Genomic DNA, 18,821 nt, shown 5'->3' with positions numbered 1-18,821 from the left:
GTGACATCACCCACGCCGAATGCCTCGCCCACCCTCGACGGTCTGTTTCGCCGCATCCTCAGCCGGCAGCCGCAGGCGCTGGCGCTGGTCGATCCCGCCGACAAGATGCGCGTCACCGCAACGGAACCGCAACGGCTGACCTTTGCGGATGCCGACCGCGCGATCTCGGCGCTGACGGCGCATTTCATGGAGGCCGGCCTCCCCGCCAATTCGGTCATCGCCGTCCAATTGCCGAACACCGTCGAATTCGTGCTAACCGTGCTGGCTGCGCATCGCGCCGGCCTCGTCGTCGCGCTGCTTCCACAGCTCTGGCGCCAGGCCGACCTGACCATGGCCCTGAATCGCTGCAGCGCGCGGGCGCTGGTGACGTCGAGCAAGATCGATGGCGTCAGCCATGCCGACCTGATCATGAACGCTGCGGCTGAAGCCTTCTCGATCCGCTATGTCGGCGGCTTCGGCAGCGACCTGCCGGAAGGCATGACCCCGCTCGACGCCGTGCTATCCGGCGAGTTCGTGGAGCCCGCACCCGTCGCGCAGGATGCCCGCCGCGCGGCTATCGTCTCCTTCGATGTCACGTCCGATGGCTTCCGCGCGGTGCCGCGCACCCATCTCAACCTGATCTCCGGCGGCCTTGCTGTGTTCCTGGAAAGCGGGATGCCACAGGGCGCCACGATCATGTCGGCGATGGTGCCATCGTCTTTCGCCAGCATCGCCTCGTCGCTGGTGACCTGGCTGCTGTCTGGCGGCGTGCTCGCTTTGCATCATCCGTTCGACAATGCGGTGCTGGAACGTAGCATCGCTGCCAATGCCTGCGACGTGCTGGTGGCGCCCGCGCCGCTGGCGCAGCGCCTCGCCGAAGGCGGATTGCTGGATCGTTCGCCCGTGCTGCGCTACGTGCTCGGCCTCTGGCGCGCGCCTGAACAGGTCGCGGCTTCGCCTGCATGGCCGGGCTCGCAGGCATCGTTCACCGACGTCTATCTGTTCGGCGAAGCCGGTCTGTTCGGCGCCATTCGCGGCGACGACGGCTTGCCCGTCGCCATTATGCCCGGCCCGCACGGCGCGCCGCGCGCCCAGCAAGGCTCCTCCATTGCCGGCGATATCACGCTGACGCCCAGGGGCACGCTGGGCCTCCGCGGCCCGATGGTACCGGTGCTGGCCTATACGGCCCAGGCCGACGCCAGCAACGCGCTGATCCCCGCCCAGCCGCTCGATTATGTCGATACCGGCTATATGGCCCGGCTCGACCGCGCGACGGGCGCGATCAACATCACTGCGCCACCCTCGGGCATCATGGCCGTCGGCGGCTATCGCTTCCTGGCGCAGGACCTCAACGAATGGGCCAAGCGGCTCGGCGAGAACGCGATGCTGACCGCGCTGCCCGATCGGCTCAGCGGCTACCGCCTCGCCGGCCGCGCCAGCAATAACGGCCGCGCCCGCGACGCTCTGACGGAACTCGGCCTCAATCCGCTGATGGTCGAAGCCTTCCGCGACCGCGCCGCGACCGACTGAGTCAGCAAACGCGGTCCTGAAAATGCGAGCGATCTCATTGACTCTGCATTAAGGACGTCGGGCTAGCCTGCCGCGATCAGTTTCGCGTCAGAGGTAGCAGTCAAGCATGTCCGACCAGGCCACGATCGTCGCCGTCTCCAACCAGCAGCCGGCCGCGTTTGCGACAGCCCTGGCGGAGAGCAACATCTTCCCGGTGGTCGATGCGACATGGGCCGAGGCGCTGGATGCGGTGGCCCGGGTACAGCCGGCCGCCGTCGTGGTGTCGGCTTCCGCTGACGACATGCCGACCTTCCAGGCGTTGGCGAAGCGCCTCGGCGCCAAGCAGCCTTATGTGCCGCTGATCGCGATCGATCCCGCCACGGACTTGCCGGGCCATGCGATCCCGCTCACGCAGACCGACGGCAATTTCGACCGGCTCAGCGCGCGGCTACGCAACGCGCTGCGTGTGCGCACGCTGCACGCCACGGTCATGCGACGCCTGACCGCCGAAAACCTGCATCGCATGTCCCTGCAGTCGGACCCGCTGGACGATGCGACGGTGATGCTGGTCGGCCGCGGCGGTGGTTATGCCGCGCTGTCGGTTGCGCTCGGCGAACGCGTCGGCGTGGTCGGCGCGCTCAGCATCGAGGCTGCCGCCAAGCATCTCAATGCGCGCGACCTCGACGGCATCGTCATCGGCGAAGGCTTCAGCACACGCGTCGTTGACGCGTTTCTCACTGTCCTCACCGAGGACGCACGCTTCCGCAATCTGCCCGTTGTCGTCACCGTGCCCGGCCTGACGCCGAGCTACGATCTTGCCAATCTCGAAATGGTCGCCGGAGACGCCGACACCGTCGCGGCCACGGCGCTGCCGCTGCTGCGCCAACACGCCTTCGAGGCGCGTCTCGGCCGCACCTTGAAATCGATCGAATCCGACGGGCTGCTCGATCCTGCCACCGGCCTGCTGACGACAGCAGCCTTCGAACGCGATATCGCAACCGCCGTCTATCACACGCAAACCCGCGGCGGCGGATTGTCGATGGCCCGGTTCTCATTCGACAATATCCCGTTGCGCGCGCAGCGCGATGCTGCACGGATCATCAGCCGGCTGATGCGGCGGATGGACTTCGGCACGCTGCAGAGTGACGGCTCCATCGTGGTCGCCTTCGCCGAAACCGACCAGCGCAACGCCCATATGATCGCCAGGCGCCTCTCCAGCGTGATGAAGCACACCATGCACGGACCCAAGCGCGATGCGCGCAACGATCCCCACGTCACGGTGATCACGATGGAGCCAACGGATACCGCGAAGTCGCTGCTGGCGCGCCTGCATGGCGAGGACGCGCAGCGCGCAGCGTCATAAGTTCCAGAAATAAAATCAGGAACGAAGTATCGAACGTCGCATTGTAGGTGCATCTGCAATGGAGACAACGATAATGAAAAAGCTTGCACTGATCACCGCTTCCCTCGCCCTTCTCGCCACGCCGGTTCTGGCGCAGTCGACAGTCACGACGGGCGCTGCACCCGCCGAGGCAAAATTCTCGACCGTTTCCAAGGAGGAGATGTTCTCGTCCAAGCTCAAGGGCCTGAACATCACCAACCAGAAGGATGAGACGATCGGCGAGATCAGCGATCTCGCAATCAAGAACAATCAGGTCGACGCGCTGATCCTGTCGGTCGGCGGCTTCCTGGGCATGGGCGAACACTACGTCGCAGTCTCGCCGGCTTCGGTGAAGGTGAGCCTGAACAAGGACAACAAGTGGGTGGCGTCGATGAACACCACCAAGGAGGCCCTGAAGGCCGCTCCGGAATTCAAGTATCCGAAGTAAGCGTCGCTTAGTTCAACGAACGGCCGTCGGCAGCAATGCCGTCGGCTGTCTTGTTTTGCGGCATGCTCTGTCCTCATCCTGAGGAGCCGCACTTTGGCGGTGTCTCGAAGGATGCGTGTTCGGCGCTGACTTCGCAGCCATCCTTCGAGACGCAGCGCCATCGGCGCTGCTCCTCAGGATGAGGACGGAGCGAAAGCGCCTACGCCGCCTTCTTGCTCTCCGCGAGCCCCGCCAGCGCGCGCAGGATTTCTGTTGCGCCTTCGAGACGTTCTTCCGGTGTTCCCCAATCCTGCAGGAACACCACCTTCATGTCCGGGCGCACCTTCGCGGCCTGGCCATACTGCTTGATGAAGAATACCAGCCTGTCCGGCTGCGCGAACGAGTTGTCGCGGAACGAGATGACAACGCCCTTCGGACCGGCATCGACCTTCTCGACATTGGCGCGGCGGCAATACGCCTTGATGGCCGCGATCTTGAACAGATAGCGCACCTCATCCGGCAGCACGCCGAAACGGTCGCGCAGTTCGGCCGCGAAGGCTGCAATCTCATCGTCGGTTTCGAGATCGGCCAGCCGGCGATACAGCGACAGGCGGACCGCAAGATCGGCGACGAAATCGTCGGGGATCATCACCGGCATGCCGAGCGTTATAGTCGGCGACCACCTGTCGGCGATCGGCTCGGAGATACCTGACTTGAGCGCGAGGATCGCCTCTTCCAGCATCGACTGGTAGAGCTCGAAGCCGACTTCCTTGATATGGCCGGACTGTTCTTCGCCCAGGAGATTGCCGGCGCCGCGGATATCCAGATCGTGCGAGGCGAGCTGGAAGCCGGCGCCGAGGTTCTCCAGCGACTGCAGCACCTTCAAACGGCGTTCCGCCTGCCCGGTGATCTTGTGCGTCGACGGCAGCGTGAACAGCGCATAGGCGCGCAGCTTGGAGCGGCCGACACGGCCACGGAGCTGATAGAGCTGCGCGAGACCAAACATGTCGGCGCGGTGGATGATCAGCGTGTTGGCGTTCGGAATATCGAGACCCGACTCTACGATCGTCGTGGACAGCAGGATATCGTATTTGCCGTCATAGAACGCCGACATGATGTCCTCGATGACCGTCGGTGCCATCTGGCCATGGGCCACGGCGACCTTCATCTCCGGCACATGCTTGTCGAGGAAGTCCTTCACCTCGGCGAGGTCGTCGATCCGCGGCACCACATAGAATGCCTGCCCGCCGCGATAGCGCTCACGCAGCAGCGCCTCGCGGATCATCAAGGGATCATGCGGCGCCACGAAAGTGCGCACGGCGAGACGATCGACCGGTGCCGAAGCGATGATCGACAGATCGCGCACGCCGGTGAGTGCGAGTTGCAGCGTGCGCGGGATCGGCGTCGCGGACAGCGTCAGCACATGGACATTGGCGCGGAGCTGCTTCAGCCGCTCCTTATGCGTCACGCCAAAGTGCTGCTCCTCGTCGACCACGACGAGACCGAGGTCCTTGAACTTGATCGACTTGCCGAGCAGCGCATGCGTGCCGACGACGATGTCGATAGAGCCGTCCGCAAGGCCCTTCTTGGTCGCCGTCAGTTCTTTCGGCGCTACCAGCCGCGAGGCCTGCGCGACATTCACCGGAAAGCCCTTGAAGCGCTCGGTGAAGTTCTTCGCGTGCTGGCGCGCCAGGAGCGTGGTCGGCACCACGACGGCGACCTGCTTGCCTTCCATGGCGACGGCAAAGGTGGCGCGCATGGCCACTTCCGTTTTGCCGAAGCCGACATCGCCGCAGATCAGGCGATCCATCGGCTTGCCATGTTCGAGATCATGCAGCGCGGCGTTGATCGCGGTCTGCTGGTCCTCGGTTTCCTCATAGGGGAAGCGCGCGCAGAATTCGTCATACTGCTCGCGCGGGACGACGATCCGCTCGGTCTCACGCAGATGCCGCTCGGCGGCGATCTTGATGAGTTCGCCGGCAATTTCCTGGATGCGGTTCTTGAGCTTGGCCTTGCGCGCCTGCCAGCCGGAGCCGCCGAGCTTGTCGAGCTCGACATTGGCCGCGTCGGAGCCATAGCGCGACAGCAGCTCGATATTCTCGACGGGGAGAAACAGCTTGGTCTCGTTGGCATAGCGCAATTCGAGGCAATCATGCGGTGCGCCGCCGACCTGCAGCGTCTGCAGCCCGACGAAACGGCCGATACCGTGCTCCACGTGAACGACGATGTCGCCGGCGGCAAGGCTCGTCACTTCCGAGATGAAGTTGTCGAGCTTGCGACTCGCCTTGCGCGGCCGCACTAGACGGTCGCCGAGGATGTCCTGTTCGCTGATGACGGCGATCTGGTCGGTCTCGAAACCGGATTCCATGCCGACCACAGCCAGCATGGTCTCATTGCGCGGCGTCGCCTGCACCGCGCGCCAGGAATTCACCATCTGCTGGTTGAGCAGCTTGTGGTCCTTCAGCATGCTGGCCATGCGGTCGCGCGAGCCTTCGCTCCACAGCGCGACAACGACCTTCTTGCGCTCCGCCTGCAGCGCCTGGATATGGGCGACCACACGCTCGAACACGTTCACATTGGCGTCGGCCCGCTCCGGCGCGAAATTGCGGCCTGCCCGTGCGCCCGCGTCGACCACGCCCGGCGTGCCGTCCGGCACGGCAAACGGCGACAACCGCGCCATTGCGAGATCTTCCAGCCGCTTGTGCCATTCGCTGTCGGTCAGATAGAGCCGGTCCGGCGGCAGCGGCTTGTAGATCGCGCCGCCGCCGGGGATGCCCATGGCTTCGCGGCGCGCCTCGTAATAATCGCCGATCTGCTTGAAGCGTTCGGTCGCTGCATCTTCGCCCTGCGGCTCGATGGCAACCGGCGTGCCCGGCAGATAATCGAACAGCGTGTCCATCCGGTCCTGGAACAGCGGCAGCCAGTGCTCCATGCCGGGATGACGGCGGCCTTCGCTGACCGCTTCATAGAGCTGGTCGTCGCGTTCCGGCGCGCCGAACTGCGCGACATAGCCCATGCGGAAGCGGCGGATGGTTTCGGTGATGAGCTGGAATTCAGACACCGGCACCAGATCCAGCGCGCGCATATCCATCAGCGTGCGTTGCGTCTCGGCATCGAAGGCCCGGATCGATTCCAGACTGTCGCCGAAGAAGTCGAACCGCACGGGCTGGTCGAGGCCCGCCGGAAACAGATCGAGGATGCCGCCGCGCACGGCATATTCGCCGGGCTCCCGCACCGTACCGGAGCGGGTGTAGCCGTTGTGTTCGAGCCAGGCGACGATGGAGTCCATCGGCACCACATGGCCGGGCGCGACCGACAGCGCCTGCGCCGCCACGATCTCGCGGGCCGGCACGCGCTGGACCACGGCGTTGACCGTGGTCAGCACGATCATCGGCTTGTCGCTTCCGGTGAGGCGCGACAGCCGCGCCAGCGTGGTCATGCGATGCGCGAGAATGCCGCCATGGGGCGAGACGCGGTCGTAAGGCTGGCAGTCCCAGGCCGGGAATTGCAGCACCGGCAAATCCGGCGCGAAGAATTCCAGCGCGCGCGCGAGCTGCTGCATCCGCGGCCCGTCACGGCAGATCACGGTGAGGCTCACCGCCGGCGGCTTCGGCTTGGCCGCAACGGCGCGTGCCAGATCGGCAACGATCAGGCCTTCAGCACCCTCGGCGACATTGGCAAAGGTCAGCGCACGGCCGGGCGCAAGCTGCGCGGCCGGCGAGGCAACGGGGGATTTCATAGAGGCTTGTCCAGATTCCGGAACAGCTTGATGCGCTCGAACAGCGGCGTGCGGTACTGCTCGTCCAGTTGGGTATCGCCGACGAAGGCCGGATAAAGCTCGGGGTCTTCGAGGCCGATCAGGTCTTCGAGCTGCTTGAGTTCGAGGTCCGCCAGAATGCCGATCTCGGCATCCGCAAAGCGGCCCAGAATGAGATCCATCTCGCGCGTGCCGCGGTGCCAACAGCGGAACAGCAGCCGCTTGCGGCGGTCATCCAGGCCGTTGCTCGATCGTGTCGTTCCCGTCATCTGTCCATCCCGCCCAAAGCCCGCAAACGCAGAAAGCCCGGACGTGCCGGGCAGGCTCATATAGCCTCCGCTTCCGCCCCTGTCAGCACCTCATAACGCATTGCTTTCGCCTTGAAATGCATCCAAGTCTCGCAAATACCGTAGCTCTCTCGCCGTGCTGGCCACCTGAGTCGTCCTGATGCGCCCTGAAGTGCTCAATCCCCTGTTCGTCCCGGTCACCAGCATGTCGGGCATCGGGCCGAAGCAGGACAAGCTGCTGCGCTTCCTGCTGGACCGCGCCGAGACGCCGCGCATCGTCGATCTCTTGCTGCATCTCCCCGTCAGCGTGATCGACCGCCGCGACAGGCCGAAGATCAACGAGGCCGAGATCGGCGCCATGGTGACCCTCGAAGTCATTGTCGATCGCCATCGCGAACCGCCGCCCGGCCGCTCCCGCGCGCCGCATCTGGTCTATGCCCACGACGACACCGGCACGGTGATCCTGACCTATTTCCGGACGTATCCGGGCCAGATCGAAAAGCTGCTGCCGGTTGGCGAGAAACGTTATGTGTCCGGCACGACGCAGCTGTTCGACGGCATGCTGCAGATCACCCATCCCGACCGCGTGGTCGACGAGGAGGGCTTCGCCAAACTCACGGGCATCGACGCGGTCTATCCGCTGACGCAGGGCCTCGCCATCACCTCGCTGCGCAAGGCCATCGCGCAGGCGCTGACCAAACTGCCGGCGCTGCCGGAATGGATCAGCCCGGAAGTGATCCGGCGCTGCAAGTTCCCGTCACTGGCGGAGGCGTTGCAGCGTGTCCATGTGCCGGTCGAGATCACGGATGTCCTGCCGCAAGGCCCGTTCTGGTCGCGTCTCGCTTTCGATGAACTGCTCGCCGGCCAACTCGCGCTGGCGCTGGTGCGCGCGCAACTCCGTCGTCCTGCCGGCGATCGCAATGCTGGCGATGGCCACATCCGCCGCAAGATCATCGACGCCCTGCCCTATGCGCTGACGCAATCGCAGCAGCAGGCGACCGCGGCCATTGCCGATGATCTCACCAAGCCGCTGCGCATGCTGCGGCTGCTGCAAGGCGATGTCGGCTCGGGCAAGACGGTGGTGGCGCTGCTTGCCGCTGCAGCCGCCGCCGAGGTCGGCAAGCAGACAGCCTTGATGGCGCCGACGGAAATTCTCGCGCGCCAGCACATCAAGACCATCACGCCGCTGGCCGAACGCGCAGGCCTGCGCGTCGCCATCCTCACCGGCCGCGAGAAAGGCCGCGAACGCAAGGATATCCTGGCGCGGCTTGCCGCCGGCGAGATCGACTTCATCGTCGGCACGCATGCGCTCATTCAGGACGATGTGGAATTCAAGGCGCTCGCACTGGCTGTCGTCGACGAGCAGCACCGCTTCGGCGTTCGCGAACGTCTCACGCTGACCAACAAGGGCAGCGCGGTCGATGTGTTGGTGCTGTCGGCGACGCCGATCCCGCGCACGCTGGTGCTGACTTACTTTGGCGACATGGACATCTCAGAACTTCGCGAAAAGCCTGCGGGCCGCCAGCCGATCGAGACCCGCACTATGTCGGCGAGCCGGCTGCAGGAAGTCATCGACGGCATCGGCCGCGCGGTGGACAACGGCAAGCTGATCTACTGGATCGTGCCGCTGGTCGAAGAGTCCGAGATGGACGGCCCGAAACTCACCAATGCGGAAGAGCGCTTCGAGAGCCTGCAGCAGCGGTTCGGCGACAAGGTTGGCATCGTACATGGCCGGATGAAGGGGGCGGAGAAGGATGCGGCGATGGCACGCTTCGCTGCCGGCGAGACCCAGATACTGGTCGCCACGACCGTCGTCGAAGTCGGCGTCGACGTGCCCGCCGCTACCATCATGGTAATCGAGAATGCCGAGCGTTTCGGCCTCGCGCAACTCCATCAGCTCCGCGGCCGTATCGGGCGCGGCTCGGAGGCATCGACATGTCTCCTGCTCTATCGCGAACCGCTTGGCGAGATCGCCACCAAGCGCCTCAAGGTCATCAAGGATTCGACCGACGGATTCCGGATCGCCGAGGAAGACCTCAAGCTGCGCGGCGAAGGTGATGTGCTCGGCACACGGCAATCAGGCATGCCCGGCTTCCGCATCGCGCGGTCCGAAGTCCATGCACAGCTCATCACGCAAGCCCGCGACGAGGCGCTGCGGATTCTGCAGGACAATCCGAAACTCACGGGCGAGCGCGGCGAAGCGCTGCGCTGCCTGCTGTATCTGTACGAGCGCGACGAGGCCATCCCGCTGATCGGTGCGGGATAGCCGCGCTTTCTTGTCATTCCGGGGCGCAACGGACCGCGAAGCGGGCCGGCGCGAACCCGGAATCCCGGAGTGTTTAGCTCTACGGAGACTCCAACGTTGAGATTCCGGGCCCGGTCCCGTCGCCTGCGGCGCCGATCCCGCTCCGGAATGACGAGTTTGTGGCGAAGAAACACCTTCAAATATTTTTTCCTATCTCCCGTTGACAAGATCCCTATATGGATTATATTCTCCAACGTCCTGCCCCACCGAGAGGGGCGATCGCGATCGTCACGTTCGCGGGGTGGGATGCGGTGGACGCCGGAGATGCGGCGTCACGCGGTTCACGGGTAACGTCTGTCTTCGGGCAGGACGGATCTGCGCCAGCACTGCCACTGGCAAGGAGACGGCCGACCTTCGGATGGAAAGACCCCTGGACAGTGTGACGGACGACCAAGTCAAAACGCGTTCGGCCCAGTCGCTTGAGGCTCCCTTCCCATCGCCTTGGGACTTTAATTCGCGATCGGAGCGTTCGTCGAGGCAAAGTGCAAGCAACCGAAAAAACACCGCAGGCGGAACGTCGGGCATTTGCCTGACGCCTCCGAAAGTCCTGATGCACTCCAGATTGCGGAAGACCGCATCGCATCAGGCCCAAGGGTGCATCGGGCACCCGGCGTTCCGCACGCCCTCTCAAGGGAGGGTAGGAATGCAAGCGACGACGGCGCCCCCGCGCCGCAAACAACGGAGGCGATGACGCATGTCTGAAGAACAGTGGCTGTTTGACATTCGAAGAAGCTGAGACGCGCAGGCGGCCGCGATATCCCTCCCCCAAGCAGCGAAGCTGCGCAGTGGGGAGGGTCGGCCGATAGGCCGGGGTGGGGTCTCTCCCCATGCGAGGACAGCGTTCGTGGCACCACCCCACCCGTCTCGACCGCTCCGCGGTCGATCCACCCTCCCCACTGCGCGGCTTCGCCGCTTGAGGGAGGGAAAGAAAGCTCTACGACCTAATCCACCTGTGCTGGCTGCTTCGCTGGCGGAGCATTCGCGATACCCGCCGCCGTTGCCATCTGCGCCAATGCTGCGATCTTCTTCTGCGAATCGGAGCCCGGCTGGACGACGCCCGCTGACATGATCAGCGTGGCGGCATCCTCGGCGGACATGTCGATGTCGATGATCTTGCTCTTCGGCACATAGAAGAAGAATCCTGTCGTCGGATTCGGCGCGCAAGGCAGGAACACCGAGATGTGCTCCTCCTGCCCCGGCAGGCTCTTCGCGACTTCGGTGCTTGGCGGCTGCGAGATCAGCACGATCGACCACATGCCCGGCGACGGGAATTCGACGAGGCCGACTTTACGGAAACTCGATCCCGAACCCGAGAACAATGTCTCGAACACCTGCTTCAGCCCGCGATAGATCGCGCGCACCACCGGCATGCGACCAAGCAGGTTCTCGCCGAGATCGACCAGGGAGCGGCCGATCAGGTTGGCGGTGAGGAAACCCAGCAGGGTCAGCGCCACGAAAGCGACGATCAGGCCGGAGCCCGGAATACCGTAAGGCAGATACTGTTCGGGCCGATAGGCCTCCGGTACCAGCGGCCGCACGATCGCATCGACCCAGGTGACGAACCACCAGGTCAGGTAAAAGGTAATCGCGACCGGACCCGCGACGATCAGGCCGGTGAGGAAATAGTTGCGAATCCGGGCCATGAAGCCGCGCGGCGCCTCGGGCGGCGGGTCGCCAACGGGCGGGGTCAACGGCAAATCGGGGCGTTCCATCAGCGTTTCAAATCCATCTGGCGCGGCGCGCGAAACCGCGCCGTCAGTCCTTATGGGTATCCTAGCAGGATTTCGCCAGTGCGGGGGAAGCCACTTGGCGGCGCCAGGCGGCCAAACCGGCCGCCTGCGACAATCTTGCCGCCTCGCCGGCCTATTCCACCGTGACCGACTTCGCCAGATTACGCGGCTGGTCGACGTCAGTGCCCATCACCACGGCGGTGTGATAGGCGAGCAACTGCACCGGCACGGCGTAGACCAGCGGCGTGAAGGCTGCGTCCATATCCGGCATCACGATGGTCACCATGGAGTCCACGGTGGCCTCCTCGGCGCCCTTGGCGTCGGTCATCAGAATGATGTTGCCACCGCGCGCTGCGACCTCCTGCATGTTCGACACGGTCTTGTCGAACACCCGGTCATAAGGCGCGATAACGACCACCGGCATGGTCTCGTCGATCAGCGCGATCGGGCCGTGTTTGAGTTCGCCGGCCGCATAGCCCTCGGCGTGGATGTAGGAGATTTCCTTCAGCTTCAGCGCGCCCTCCAGCGCCAGCGGATAGCTGGTGCCGCGGCCGAGATAAAGCACGTCCTTCGACTTGGCGATGTCGCGCGCCAGCTTCTCGATCGCAGCTTCGTGCGTCAGCGCGTCGGTCATCAGACGGGGGACCTTGACGAGACCGTGAACCAGTTTGGCTTCGTCGGCGTCGGACAGCTCGCCGCGGGCCTTGCCGGCTGCGATCGCAAGCGTCGCCAGCGCCATCAACTGGCAGGTGAAAGCCTTGGTAGAAGCCACGCCGATTTCCGGACCAGCCAGCGTCGGCATCACGGTCTCGCTCTCGCGCGCGATCGTCGAGGTCGTGACATTGACGACAGCGAGCGTGTGCATGCCCTGCTCTTTGGCGTAACGCAGTGCTGCCAGCGTATCGGCCGTCTCGCCGGACTGTGAGATGAAGATCGCCAGATCGCCCTTGCGTACCGGGGCTTCGCGATAGCGGAATTCAGATGCCACATCGACTTCGACCGGAACGCGCGCAAAGCGTTCGAACCAGTATTTAGCGATAAAACCCGCATAGCTCGCAGTGCCGCAGGCGGTGATCGAAATGCGCTGGATGTCCTTGAAGTCGAACGGCAGCATCATCGGCAGCGCAACGCGCTCGTTCGCCAGATCGACATAACGCGCCAGCGTGTGACCGACGACTTCCGGCTGCTCGTGAATTTCCTTGGCCATGAAGTGGCGATAGTTGGCCTTATCGACCATGAAGGCCGACGCTCCGGATTTCAGCACGTCGCGCTTCACGACCTTGCCGGATTCATCGTGGATCTCGCAGCCCTTGCGGGTCAGCACCACCCAGTCGCCGTCTTCGAGATAGCTGATGTCGTCGGTGAACGGCGCCAGCGCAATTGCGTCGGAGCCAAGATACATCTCGCCGTCACCATAGCCGACTGCAAGCGGCGAGCCCTTGCGGGCGCCGATCATCAGGTTGTCGTGATCCTTGAACACGAAAGCCAATGCGAACGCGCCCTTGAGCCTTGGCAGCGCCTGCTTCACGGCATCGACCGGCGATGCACCCTTCTGCAGATAGGAACTGACGAGATGCGCGACGACTTCGGTGTCGGTCTCGCTCGCGAACTTGGCGCCGCCCTTTTCGAGCTCGAGGCGCAATTCGCGGAAATTCTCGATGATGCCGTTATGCACGACCGCGACGCCTTCAGCGGCGTGCGGATGCGCGTTGGCTTCGGTCGGCTTGCCATGGGTCGCCCAGCGCGTGTGACCGATGCCGATATGACCTGCCAGCGGCGACTTGCCGAGCTTGGCTTCGAGATTCTTCAGCTTGCCTTCGGCGCGGCGGCGATCGATATGCGCGCCTTCCAGCGTGGCAACGCCAGCGGAATCGTAGCCGCGATATTCGAGGCGCTTCAGCGAGTCCACGATCTGGTCAGCAACCGGACCGCGTCCCAAAATTCCGACGATGCCGCACATGCGGTGTATCTCTCCAAGTGGTATCAAATTGCCCAGAAATACTGGAACTCTCTTAGCGAGAATCGCAAATCGACTGTTACTCAATAATTATTGCCGATTGAGACAAGTTACCGCGGTTGTAGGGGCATTTTGCGCGACGCGTTTAACAAACCATCAACGTGTTTGCGGAAGCATCTACGCCTGACCGGAGTAGACGTCCATGTGGGAGGAGCGAGACCCCAGAGCCCCCCGATCGATCGCCGGATCACGGCTGCGACATGTCGAGATGTCGCAGAGCAAACTGGCGCATTGGCCGCCGCCGCAGCGTGATATTGCGGTGAAACCGCATGTCGCTGAGCCCCATACGCCGCAGGAAGAAATTGTCGCCAAGCGCCCGATACGCCGTGGTTGGCACCTGAAGACCCCAGTGACCTGACGTCATCGCGAACACCGCGCGCTCACTTCGGCTTCTTGTTCGCCACGTTCTTGTCGCGGAAGCGCTTGCCCCAGCCTTCCTTCATCGACACTTCGTTGCGCTCTACCGCAAGCGCATCGTCCGGCACGTCGCGGGTGATCACTGAGCCCGAACCGATGTAAGCGCCGGCACCGATCTTCACCGGTGCGACCAGCGACGAATTCGAACCGACAAAGGCACCGGCACCGATGATCGTCTTGCTCTTGTTGAAGCCATCGTAATTGCAGGTGATGGTGCCCGCGCCAATATTGGCGCCGGCGCCGATATGCGTATCGCCGACATAGGTCAGGTGGTTGACCTTCACGCCCGCTTCCAGAATGGCCGCCTTGGCTTCAACGAAGTTGCCAATGCGCGCGCCCTCGCCGACCGACGTTCCCGGCCGGATGCGTGCGTAAGGACCGATCGAGGCCTTCTTGCCGATCGCCGCCTGCACGATGTGCGAGAAGGCGTGAATGACAGCGCCGTCAGCGATACTGACGCCGGGCCCGATCACCACATACTGCTCGATGGTGACGTCGTTGCCGAACATCGTATCGGCCGCGAGATGCACGGTCTCCGGCGCGACGATGGTCACGCCCGCGTCGAGCGCGGCCTTGCGCAGCCTTGCCTGCATGATCGCTTCGGCTTCCGCGAGCTGCGCCTTGGTGTTGATGCCACGGACTTCATCCTCACTGGTCTCGATCACACTCGCCCGCAAGCCCATGCTGCGCACGATCTCCACGGCATCGGTGAGATAGTATTCGCCCTTGCTGTTGGACGTGCCGATCTGCTCGATGATTGTGAGCGCGGTCTTGCCGGCGAATGCCATCACGCCGGCATTGCAGAGATCCACCTCGCGTTCGGTCGGTGTGGCATCCGCATGTTCACGGATCGCGACGAGCTGATCGCCTTCGACCAGGAGCCGGCCATAACCGGTCGGATCGGCCGCACGAAAGCCGAGCACGGTCAGCGCAGCACCTGCCTTCAAGGGCGCACGCAAACGCTCGAACGTCTCGGCTGAAATCAGCGGCGTGTCGCCGAAGGCGATCAGCAGATCGTCCGCGCCTTTTGCAATGGCGTCCTTTGCCGCCAGCACGGCATGGGCAGTGCCAAGACGCTCGTGCTGAACGAATGTTGCGGCATCGGGCCGCACCCGCCTGGCCTCATCCGCCACGTCCTGACGATCGGGACCGACAACGACGGCCAGTGCAGAGCCTGCGCCATGAGGCGACGCCGCGAGCACATGGCCCAGCAGCGACTGGCTGGCGACCTGATGCAGCACTTTCGGCGTCGAGGACCGCATCCGCGTTCCCTCGCCGGCCGCGAGCACGATGGTGAGGCTGGTTCTGCCCGTCATCCGAATCCCCGTTGTGGCGGCGCTCATGCGCCGCGGCCGTCTTAAATGGTTTTGGGCCAATCTGGAAACCGGTTTGGCGCGCCGTGTGGCCCGACAACCTCAGGTTCCCGCCGGTTTCCTGATAATGTTGAACTGTGATTCGCAGGGGCGATGGGGCGACGCAGACGTCGAATGGCGGATAAGCACGACAAGTGGGCCGATACTCTCTCAGCCGAGCATAGCGGTTGGCTGACCGGATTTCTGGCTGAGGAAGACAAGGTCGACCGCCGCATGATGTGGCGGCTGGGCTCCTGGGGCGTTGCCGCCGTGGGTGCGGTGGTGGTTGCCATTCTGGCCAGCCAGTCGCAGGTCCAGTTGCGCCGCGATCAGGTCGCCACATCCGATACCTTCGCGCGGCAGGCCCAGCAGATCCAGCTCGTCACCAAAGAGACCCAGGCCGAGGCCCGGCGCCTGACGCTGGCCATCGAGACGCTGAACAGCGATCGCGACCGGCTCTATGCCCGCGTCACCTCGGTCGAACAGGGACTGGATTCAGTCACCGGTTCGATCAAGCGCCAGACCATTCCAACGCCGGCAGCCGCCACAACCACGCCAGCACCGCAGCCATCTGCCACCGCATCCGTCGTTGCCCCGCCGGCAGCCACCGAGCCAAAGCCGGTGGCAGAGCTTCCGAGCATTCCGTCGACGCCGGTCATCGGTCCCGTGGCTGTCATCGCGCCGCCTGCCGAAACGACAGCCGCCAAACCGGCGCAAGCAGCGGCTTCATCGACAATCAATCCACCAGCCTCTGCGCCGCTCGTTGCATGGAAATCGATGACGGCACCGCCCGACGCTGCGGCCGCCAAATTGAGCGAACCGGCGCCGACCATCGAAGCTCCTCCGGCCGCTCCGGAGACAACGGCATCGGTCCAACCGGCCGCGCCCGAGCCCGCCCCCGTAGCCGTCGAAGCCGTGGCGACGCCGGTCGCGCGCACGGAGTTCGGCGTTGATATCGGCGGCGCCAATTCGGTGGACGGCCTGCGCGCGATCTGGCGCGGCATGTCCAAGTCACGCGCGCTGAACGGACTGCGCCCAATCATGATGGTGAAGGAACGCCCGACCGGACTCGGCATGCAACTGCGCCTTGTCGCCGGTCCACTCAGCGATGCTGCAGCCGCCGCGAAGATCTGCGCCGCGCTGACCGAAAGCAGCCGGCTCTGCGAGACGTCGATCTTCGATGGTCAGCGCCTTGCTATGAAGGCCGAGACGGCGCCCGCGGAAGCTGCGCCTGCACCAGCCAGACCGGCGCCACGCAGGCGCGCCGCGCCGAAGCCACAGGAGCGCACCGAACAAGCGCCGCCGCCCAAACCCGTTGAAGAAGTTGCGCCGCCCAAGCCGCAATCGTCGCTGACCTCGTTCCTGGGGCTGCGTTAAGGATCAAAAGATCAGATTTTCAATCTCTTGGCGTGCGCGGCTAAAGTGTTATCTAGGTCCGACCTCTCACCGCGACCGCATGCCGGGTTGTTCCGCACCGCGTTTTGAACCATGGTTTCCGCATGAAAAAAGATCCGTTCAAGCTCACCGCCCGTCAGGTGCAATGGCTTCTCATCGTCGGCTTCCTGTCCGTCGGCTACGCCATCTATCTGCGCTATCTCGCCATCGAATTGTCGACGACGGCGCTCGCCTGCGACGCCGGCCTGCAGAGCACCCTGTGCAAGAGCCGGCTGGTGATGACCTATCTGTTCAAGAATTCGGTGTTCGGCATCGCCGCGATCGTCATTGCGACGCTGAATCTGCTGCGGCCATCGATCGTGCTCATCACTGTCGCACTGATCGCAGCCGGTTTCGGGATCGTGCTCTATAACGTCGCCCTGTCGGGCATCGCGATCGGCCTGCTTATTCTGGGCTTTGCGCGGCCCGCGCCCGCCACAGCGTGATGCCGAACAGCAGATAGATCGCGCAGGTCCACAGCGACTGCCAGTTATCCGGCCCTTCGTTGAAGCCGATATACACGGCCGACAGTACGAGCACTCCGGCAAACACCGACTCGGCGATCGGCCGTACGCCTTCCTGCGGACGGTTGACGGCCATCAGTCCCGCAAACGGCACCACCGCCATGGTTAGCGCGGCGAACGGAAAGTCGCGGTAACGCGGATCGAACACGAAACCGAGTGCGGTCTCGGCGCCGATCAGCGCCGCCACAGCCAGGGTCAGTCCGAGCAGCACCGTCGACACCGAGCGGGTCAGGAACCGGCTCGGTCCGACCAGTTGGAGAAAAGTCGGCAGCGAGCGGCCGGACATCGTCGCATAGGCGCACAGCAGCGGCGACGCGACACCGGCGGCCAGCAGCGCGCTCCACTGGATCCAGCGGCCGACGCCATAGCTTTCATAGATCAGCTTGTCTGCAGCAACGCCCAGCAGGATGCCGGCCACCGTGGCCGATACGGCAACGGTCACCCAGGCCGACAGACGCGGCGACCATGGCCGTCGACGAAGCGTCAACATGCCCGTCACGAAAACCAGGAAGCTCAGGCCCATGCCGAGCCCCATCTGCAGCTTCCACGACGGATAATTGGTAATCGGAACGCCCGGTGGATACTTCAATTCGCGCGGCTGATCGTAGATCAGGCCCCAATAGCCGCCGACTGTACCTTCAAGGTCGCGCTTCCACGGCTGGTCATAGGCTTCGATCAGATTGACACGGAATCCCTCGCGCTTGGCCAGATCGAGGATTTCGGACACGACCCGTGCCTGGTTGGTGCGCGACGGCAACGCGCCATCGCGCATCCGCCCGGCGCTCGGCCAACCTGTTTCGCCGATCAGGATTTCCTTGGATGGAAACGCCACGGCGAGACGCTTGCGGATCGAGTCCACATGGGCGGCGGCGCTCTTCGCGCGAATTGGGAAGTCCTCCCAATAGGGCAGGATGTGGATCGTGACGAAATCCACCGCGTCATAGATCTCGCGATTCTTCAGCCAGAACTCCCAGACATCGGCATAGGTCACGGGGATCTTGCCGACCTGCGCCTTCACCGAGCGGATATTGCCGACGAGATCGGCCGCCGTCATCTCGCCGCGCAACAGCACCTCGTTGCCGACGACCACGCTGGTGATCACATTCGGAAAGCGCTTGGTGAGGTCCACGACGCCGGCGATCTGCGCCAGGTTCTTGAGCCGGTTGCTCCCGAGCCACACGCCCTGAATGACCTTCAGTCCGACCTTGCCGGCCAGTTCCGGCACCTGATCAAGGCCGTTATCGATGGAATAGGTCCGCACGCATTTGGTGATCCCGGCCAGTTGCGCCATGTCGGCGGCAATCTGGCTCGCCGGAATAACGGCGGTCGAGTTCAACGGCGTCTGCTCACCACGGAACGGCGCATAGGAGACGCATTCCAATTTGGCGGCGGGATCGATCGGCGCGCGCACCAGCGTGACCGGCGTGGCGAGCCACCACCAAACCGCTGCGATCGTACCAAGGGAAAGGATGAGAAGCGCCAGCGGCGTGCGGGTGGAAATTGGTTCCGTCCTCCAAAGTCGTCCGTCGATTAGCCGGTCGTCGCCAATCTGCCAAGTGCATCATGCCGGCAATCACGGACTTGTCGGCCCGACCCGCCACGAAAATCAGACAAACTTCCGGCGTTGCTGGACAAAATCAAAAATGTCCGTCATGGGATTCAGCCGTGGTCGCCGCCGTATTGGGGGCCCAATTGAACGGCA

13 protein-coding genes are annotated in these 18,821 nt (G+C 64.0%); 6 read left to right on the top strand and 7 right to left on the bottom strand.

The features are described 5' to 3' along the window. The 3 genes from AB7828_RS05170 (at position 1) to AB7828_RS05160 (ending at position 3,317) form a co-directional block, all read left to right on the top strand. Complete coding sequence (locus tag AB7828_RS05170) at positions 1–1,509, top strand: AMP-binding protein (protein ID WP_441229574.1); 1,509 nt, start codon at positions 1–3, stop codon at positions 1,507–1,509. A 106-nt stretch (positions 1,510–1,615) separates the two neighbouring features. After that, entirely contained in the window at positions 1,616–2,851 is a 1,236-nt protein-coding gene (locus AB7828_RS05165; protein WP_441229573.1) for a GGDEF domain-containing protein, read from the top strand. Positions 2,852–2,924: 73 nt separating this feature from the next. Beyond that, complete coding sequence (locus AB7828_RS05160; RefSeq protein ID WP_093758623.1) at positions 2,925–3,317, top strand: PRC-barrel domain-containing protein; 393 nt, start codon at positions 2,925–2,927, stop codon at positions 3,315–3,317. A 199-nt stretch (positions 3,318–3,516) separates the two neighbouring features. Here AB7828_RS05160 and mfd read toward each other — a convergent pair whose 3' ends face one another. Together mfd and AB7828_RS05150 are read right to left on the bottom strand one after the other, a co-directional pair. Next, a complete protein-coding gene (gene mfd / locus AB7828_RS05155; protein WP_441229572.1) occupies positions 3,517–7,035 on the bottom strand; it encodes a transcription-repair coupling factor in 3,519 nt (1,172 codons plus the stop codon). Continuing rightward, positions 7,032–7,322 carry an FAD assembly factor SdhE gene (locus tag AB7828_RS05150; protein WP_089264393.1) on the bottom strand — a complete coding sequence of 97 codons (291 nt, stop codon included), beginning with the start codon at positions 7,320–7,322 and terminating at the stop codon, positions 7,032–7,034. The genes mfd and AB7828_RS05150 overlap by 4 nt, the downstream gene beginning before the upstream one ends. Before the next feature lie 178 nt (positions 7,323–7,500). On the opposite strand from AB7828_RS05150, the gene recG reads away from it, so the two are divergent. Continuing rightward, the gene (recG, locus tag AB7828_RS05145) at positions 7,501–9,606 is read left to right on the top strand and encodes an ATP-dependent DNA helicase RecG (RefSeq protein ID WP_441229571.1); all 2,106 of its coding nucleotides are present in this window, start codon (positions 7,501–7,503) and stop codon (positions 9,604–9,606) included. Positions 9,607–10,586: 980 nt separating this feature from the next. Here the strand turns inward: recG and AB7828_RS05140 are convergent. From AB7828_RS05140 to glmU, 4 genes are all read right to left on the bottom strand, one after another. Continuing rightward, a complete protein-coding gene (locus AB7828_RS05140; protein WP_374725664.1) occupies positions 10,587–11,360 on the bottom strand; it encodes a DUF502 domain-containing protein in 774 nt (257 codons plus the stop codon). 148 nt (positions 11,361–11,508) lie between these two features. Continuing rightward, positions 11,509–13,335 carry a glutamine--fructose-6-phosphate transaminase (isomerizing) gene (glmS, locus tag AB7828_RS05135; protein WP_441229570.1) on the bottom strand — a complete coding sequence of 609 codons (1,827 nt, stop codon included), beginning with the start codon at positions 13,333–13,335 and terminating at the stop codon, positions 11,509–11,511. A 244-nt stretch (positions 13,336–13,579) separates the two neighbouring features. Beyond that, positions 13,580–13,756, bottom strand: coding sequence for a hypothetical protein (locus AB7828_RS05130; protein ID WP_441229569.1), 177 nt, complete (start codon positions 13,754–13,756; stop codon positions 13,580–13,582). A 16-nt stretch (positions 13,757–13,772) separates the two neighbouring features. Further along, positions 13,773–15,125 carry a bifunctional UDP-N-acetylglucosamine diphosphorylase/glucosamine-1-phosphate N-acetyltransferase GlmU gene (gene glmU, locus AB7828_RS05125; RefSeq protein WP_441229568.1) on the bottom strand — a complete coding sequence of 451 codons (1,353 nt, stop codon included), beginning with the start codon at positions 15,123–15,125 and terminating at the stop codon, positions 13,773–13,775. A gap of 171 nt (positions 15,126–15,296) precedes the next feature. On the opposite strand from glmU, the gene AB7828_RS05120 reads away from it, so the two are divergent. Beyond that, the gene (locus AB7828_RS05120) at positions 15,297–16,538 is read left to right on the top strand and encodes a hypothetical protein (protein WP_441229567.1); all 1,242 of its coding nucleotides are present in this window, start codon (positions 15,297–15,299) and stop codon (positions 16,536–16,538) included. A gap of 122 nt (positions 16,539–16,660) precedes the next feature. Beyond that, the gene (locus tag AB7828_RS05115; RefSeq protein WP_068730752.1) at positions 16,661–17,041 is read left to right on the top strand and encodes a hypothetical protein; all 381 of its coding nucleotides are present in this window, start codon (positions 16,661–16,663) and stop codon (positions 17,039–17,041) included. Here the strand turns inward: AB7828_RS05115 and AB7828_RS05110 are convergent. After that, on the bottom strand, positions 17,001–18,650 hold the full coding sequence (locus AB7828_RS05110; protein ID WP_441232197.1) for a glycoside hydrolase family 17 protein: 1,650 nt from the start codon (positions 18,648–18,650) through the stop codon (positions 17,001–17,003). The two genes, AB7828_RS05115 and AB7828_RS05110, sit on opposite strands and share 41 nt — an antisense overlap. Positions 18,651–18,821: the final 171 nt, after the last annotated feature.

This window comes from Tardiphaga sp. 215_C5_N2_1, assembly GCF_052076055.1.
In the GTDB taxonomy this organism is placed as follows: Bacteria; Pseudomonadota; Alphaproteobacteria; order Rhizobiales; family Xanthobacteraceae; genus Tardiphaga; species Tardiphaga robiniae.
This window is presented reverse-complemented; position numbering and strand designations above follow the sequence as displayed.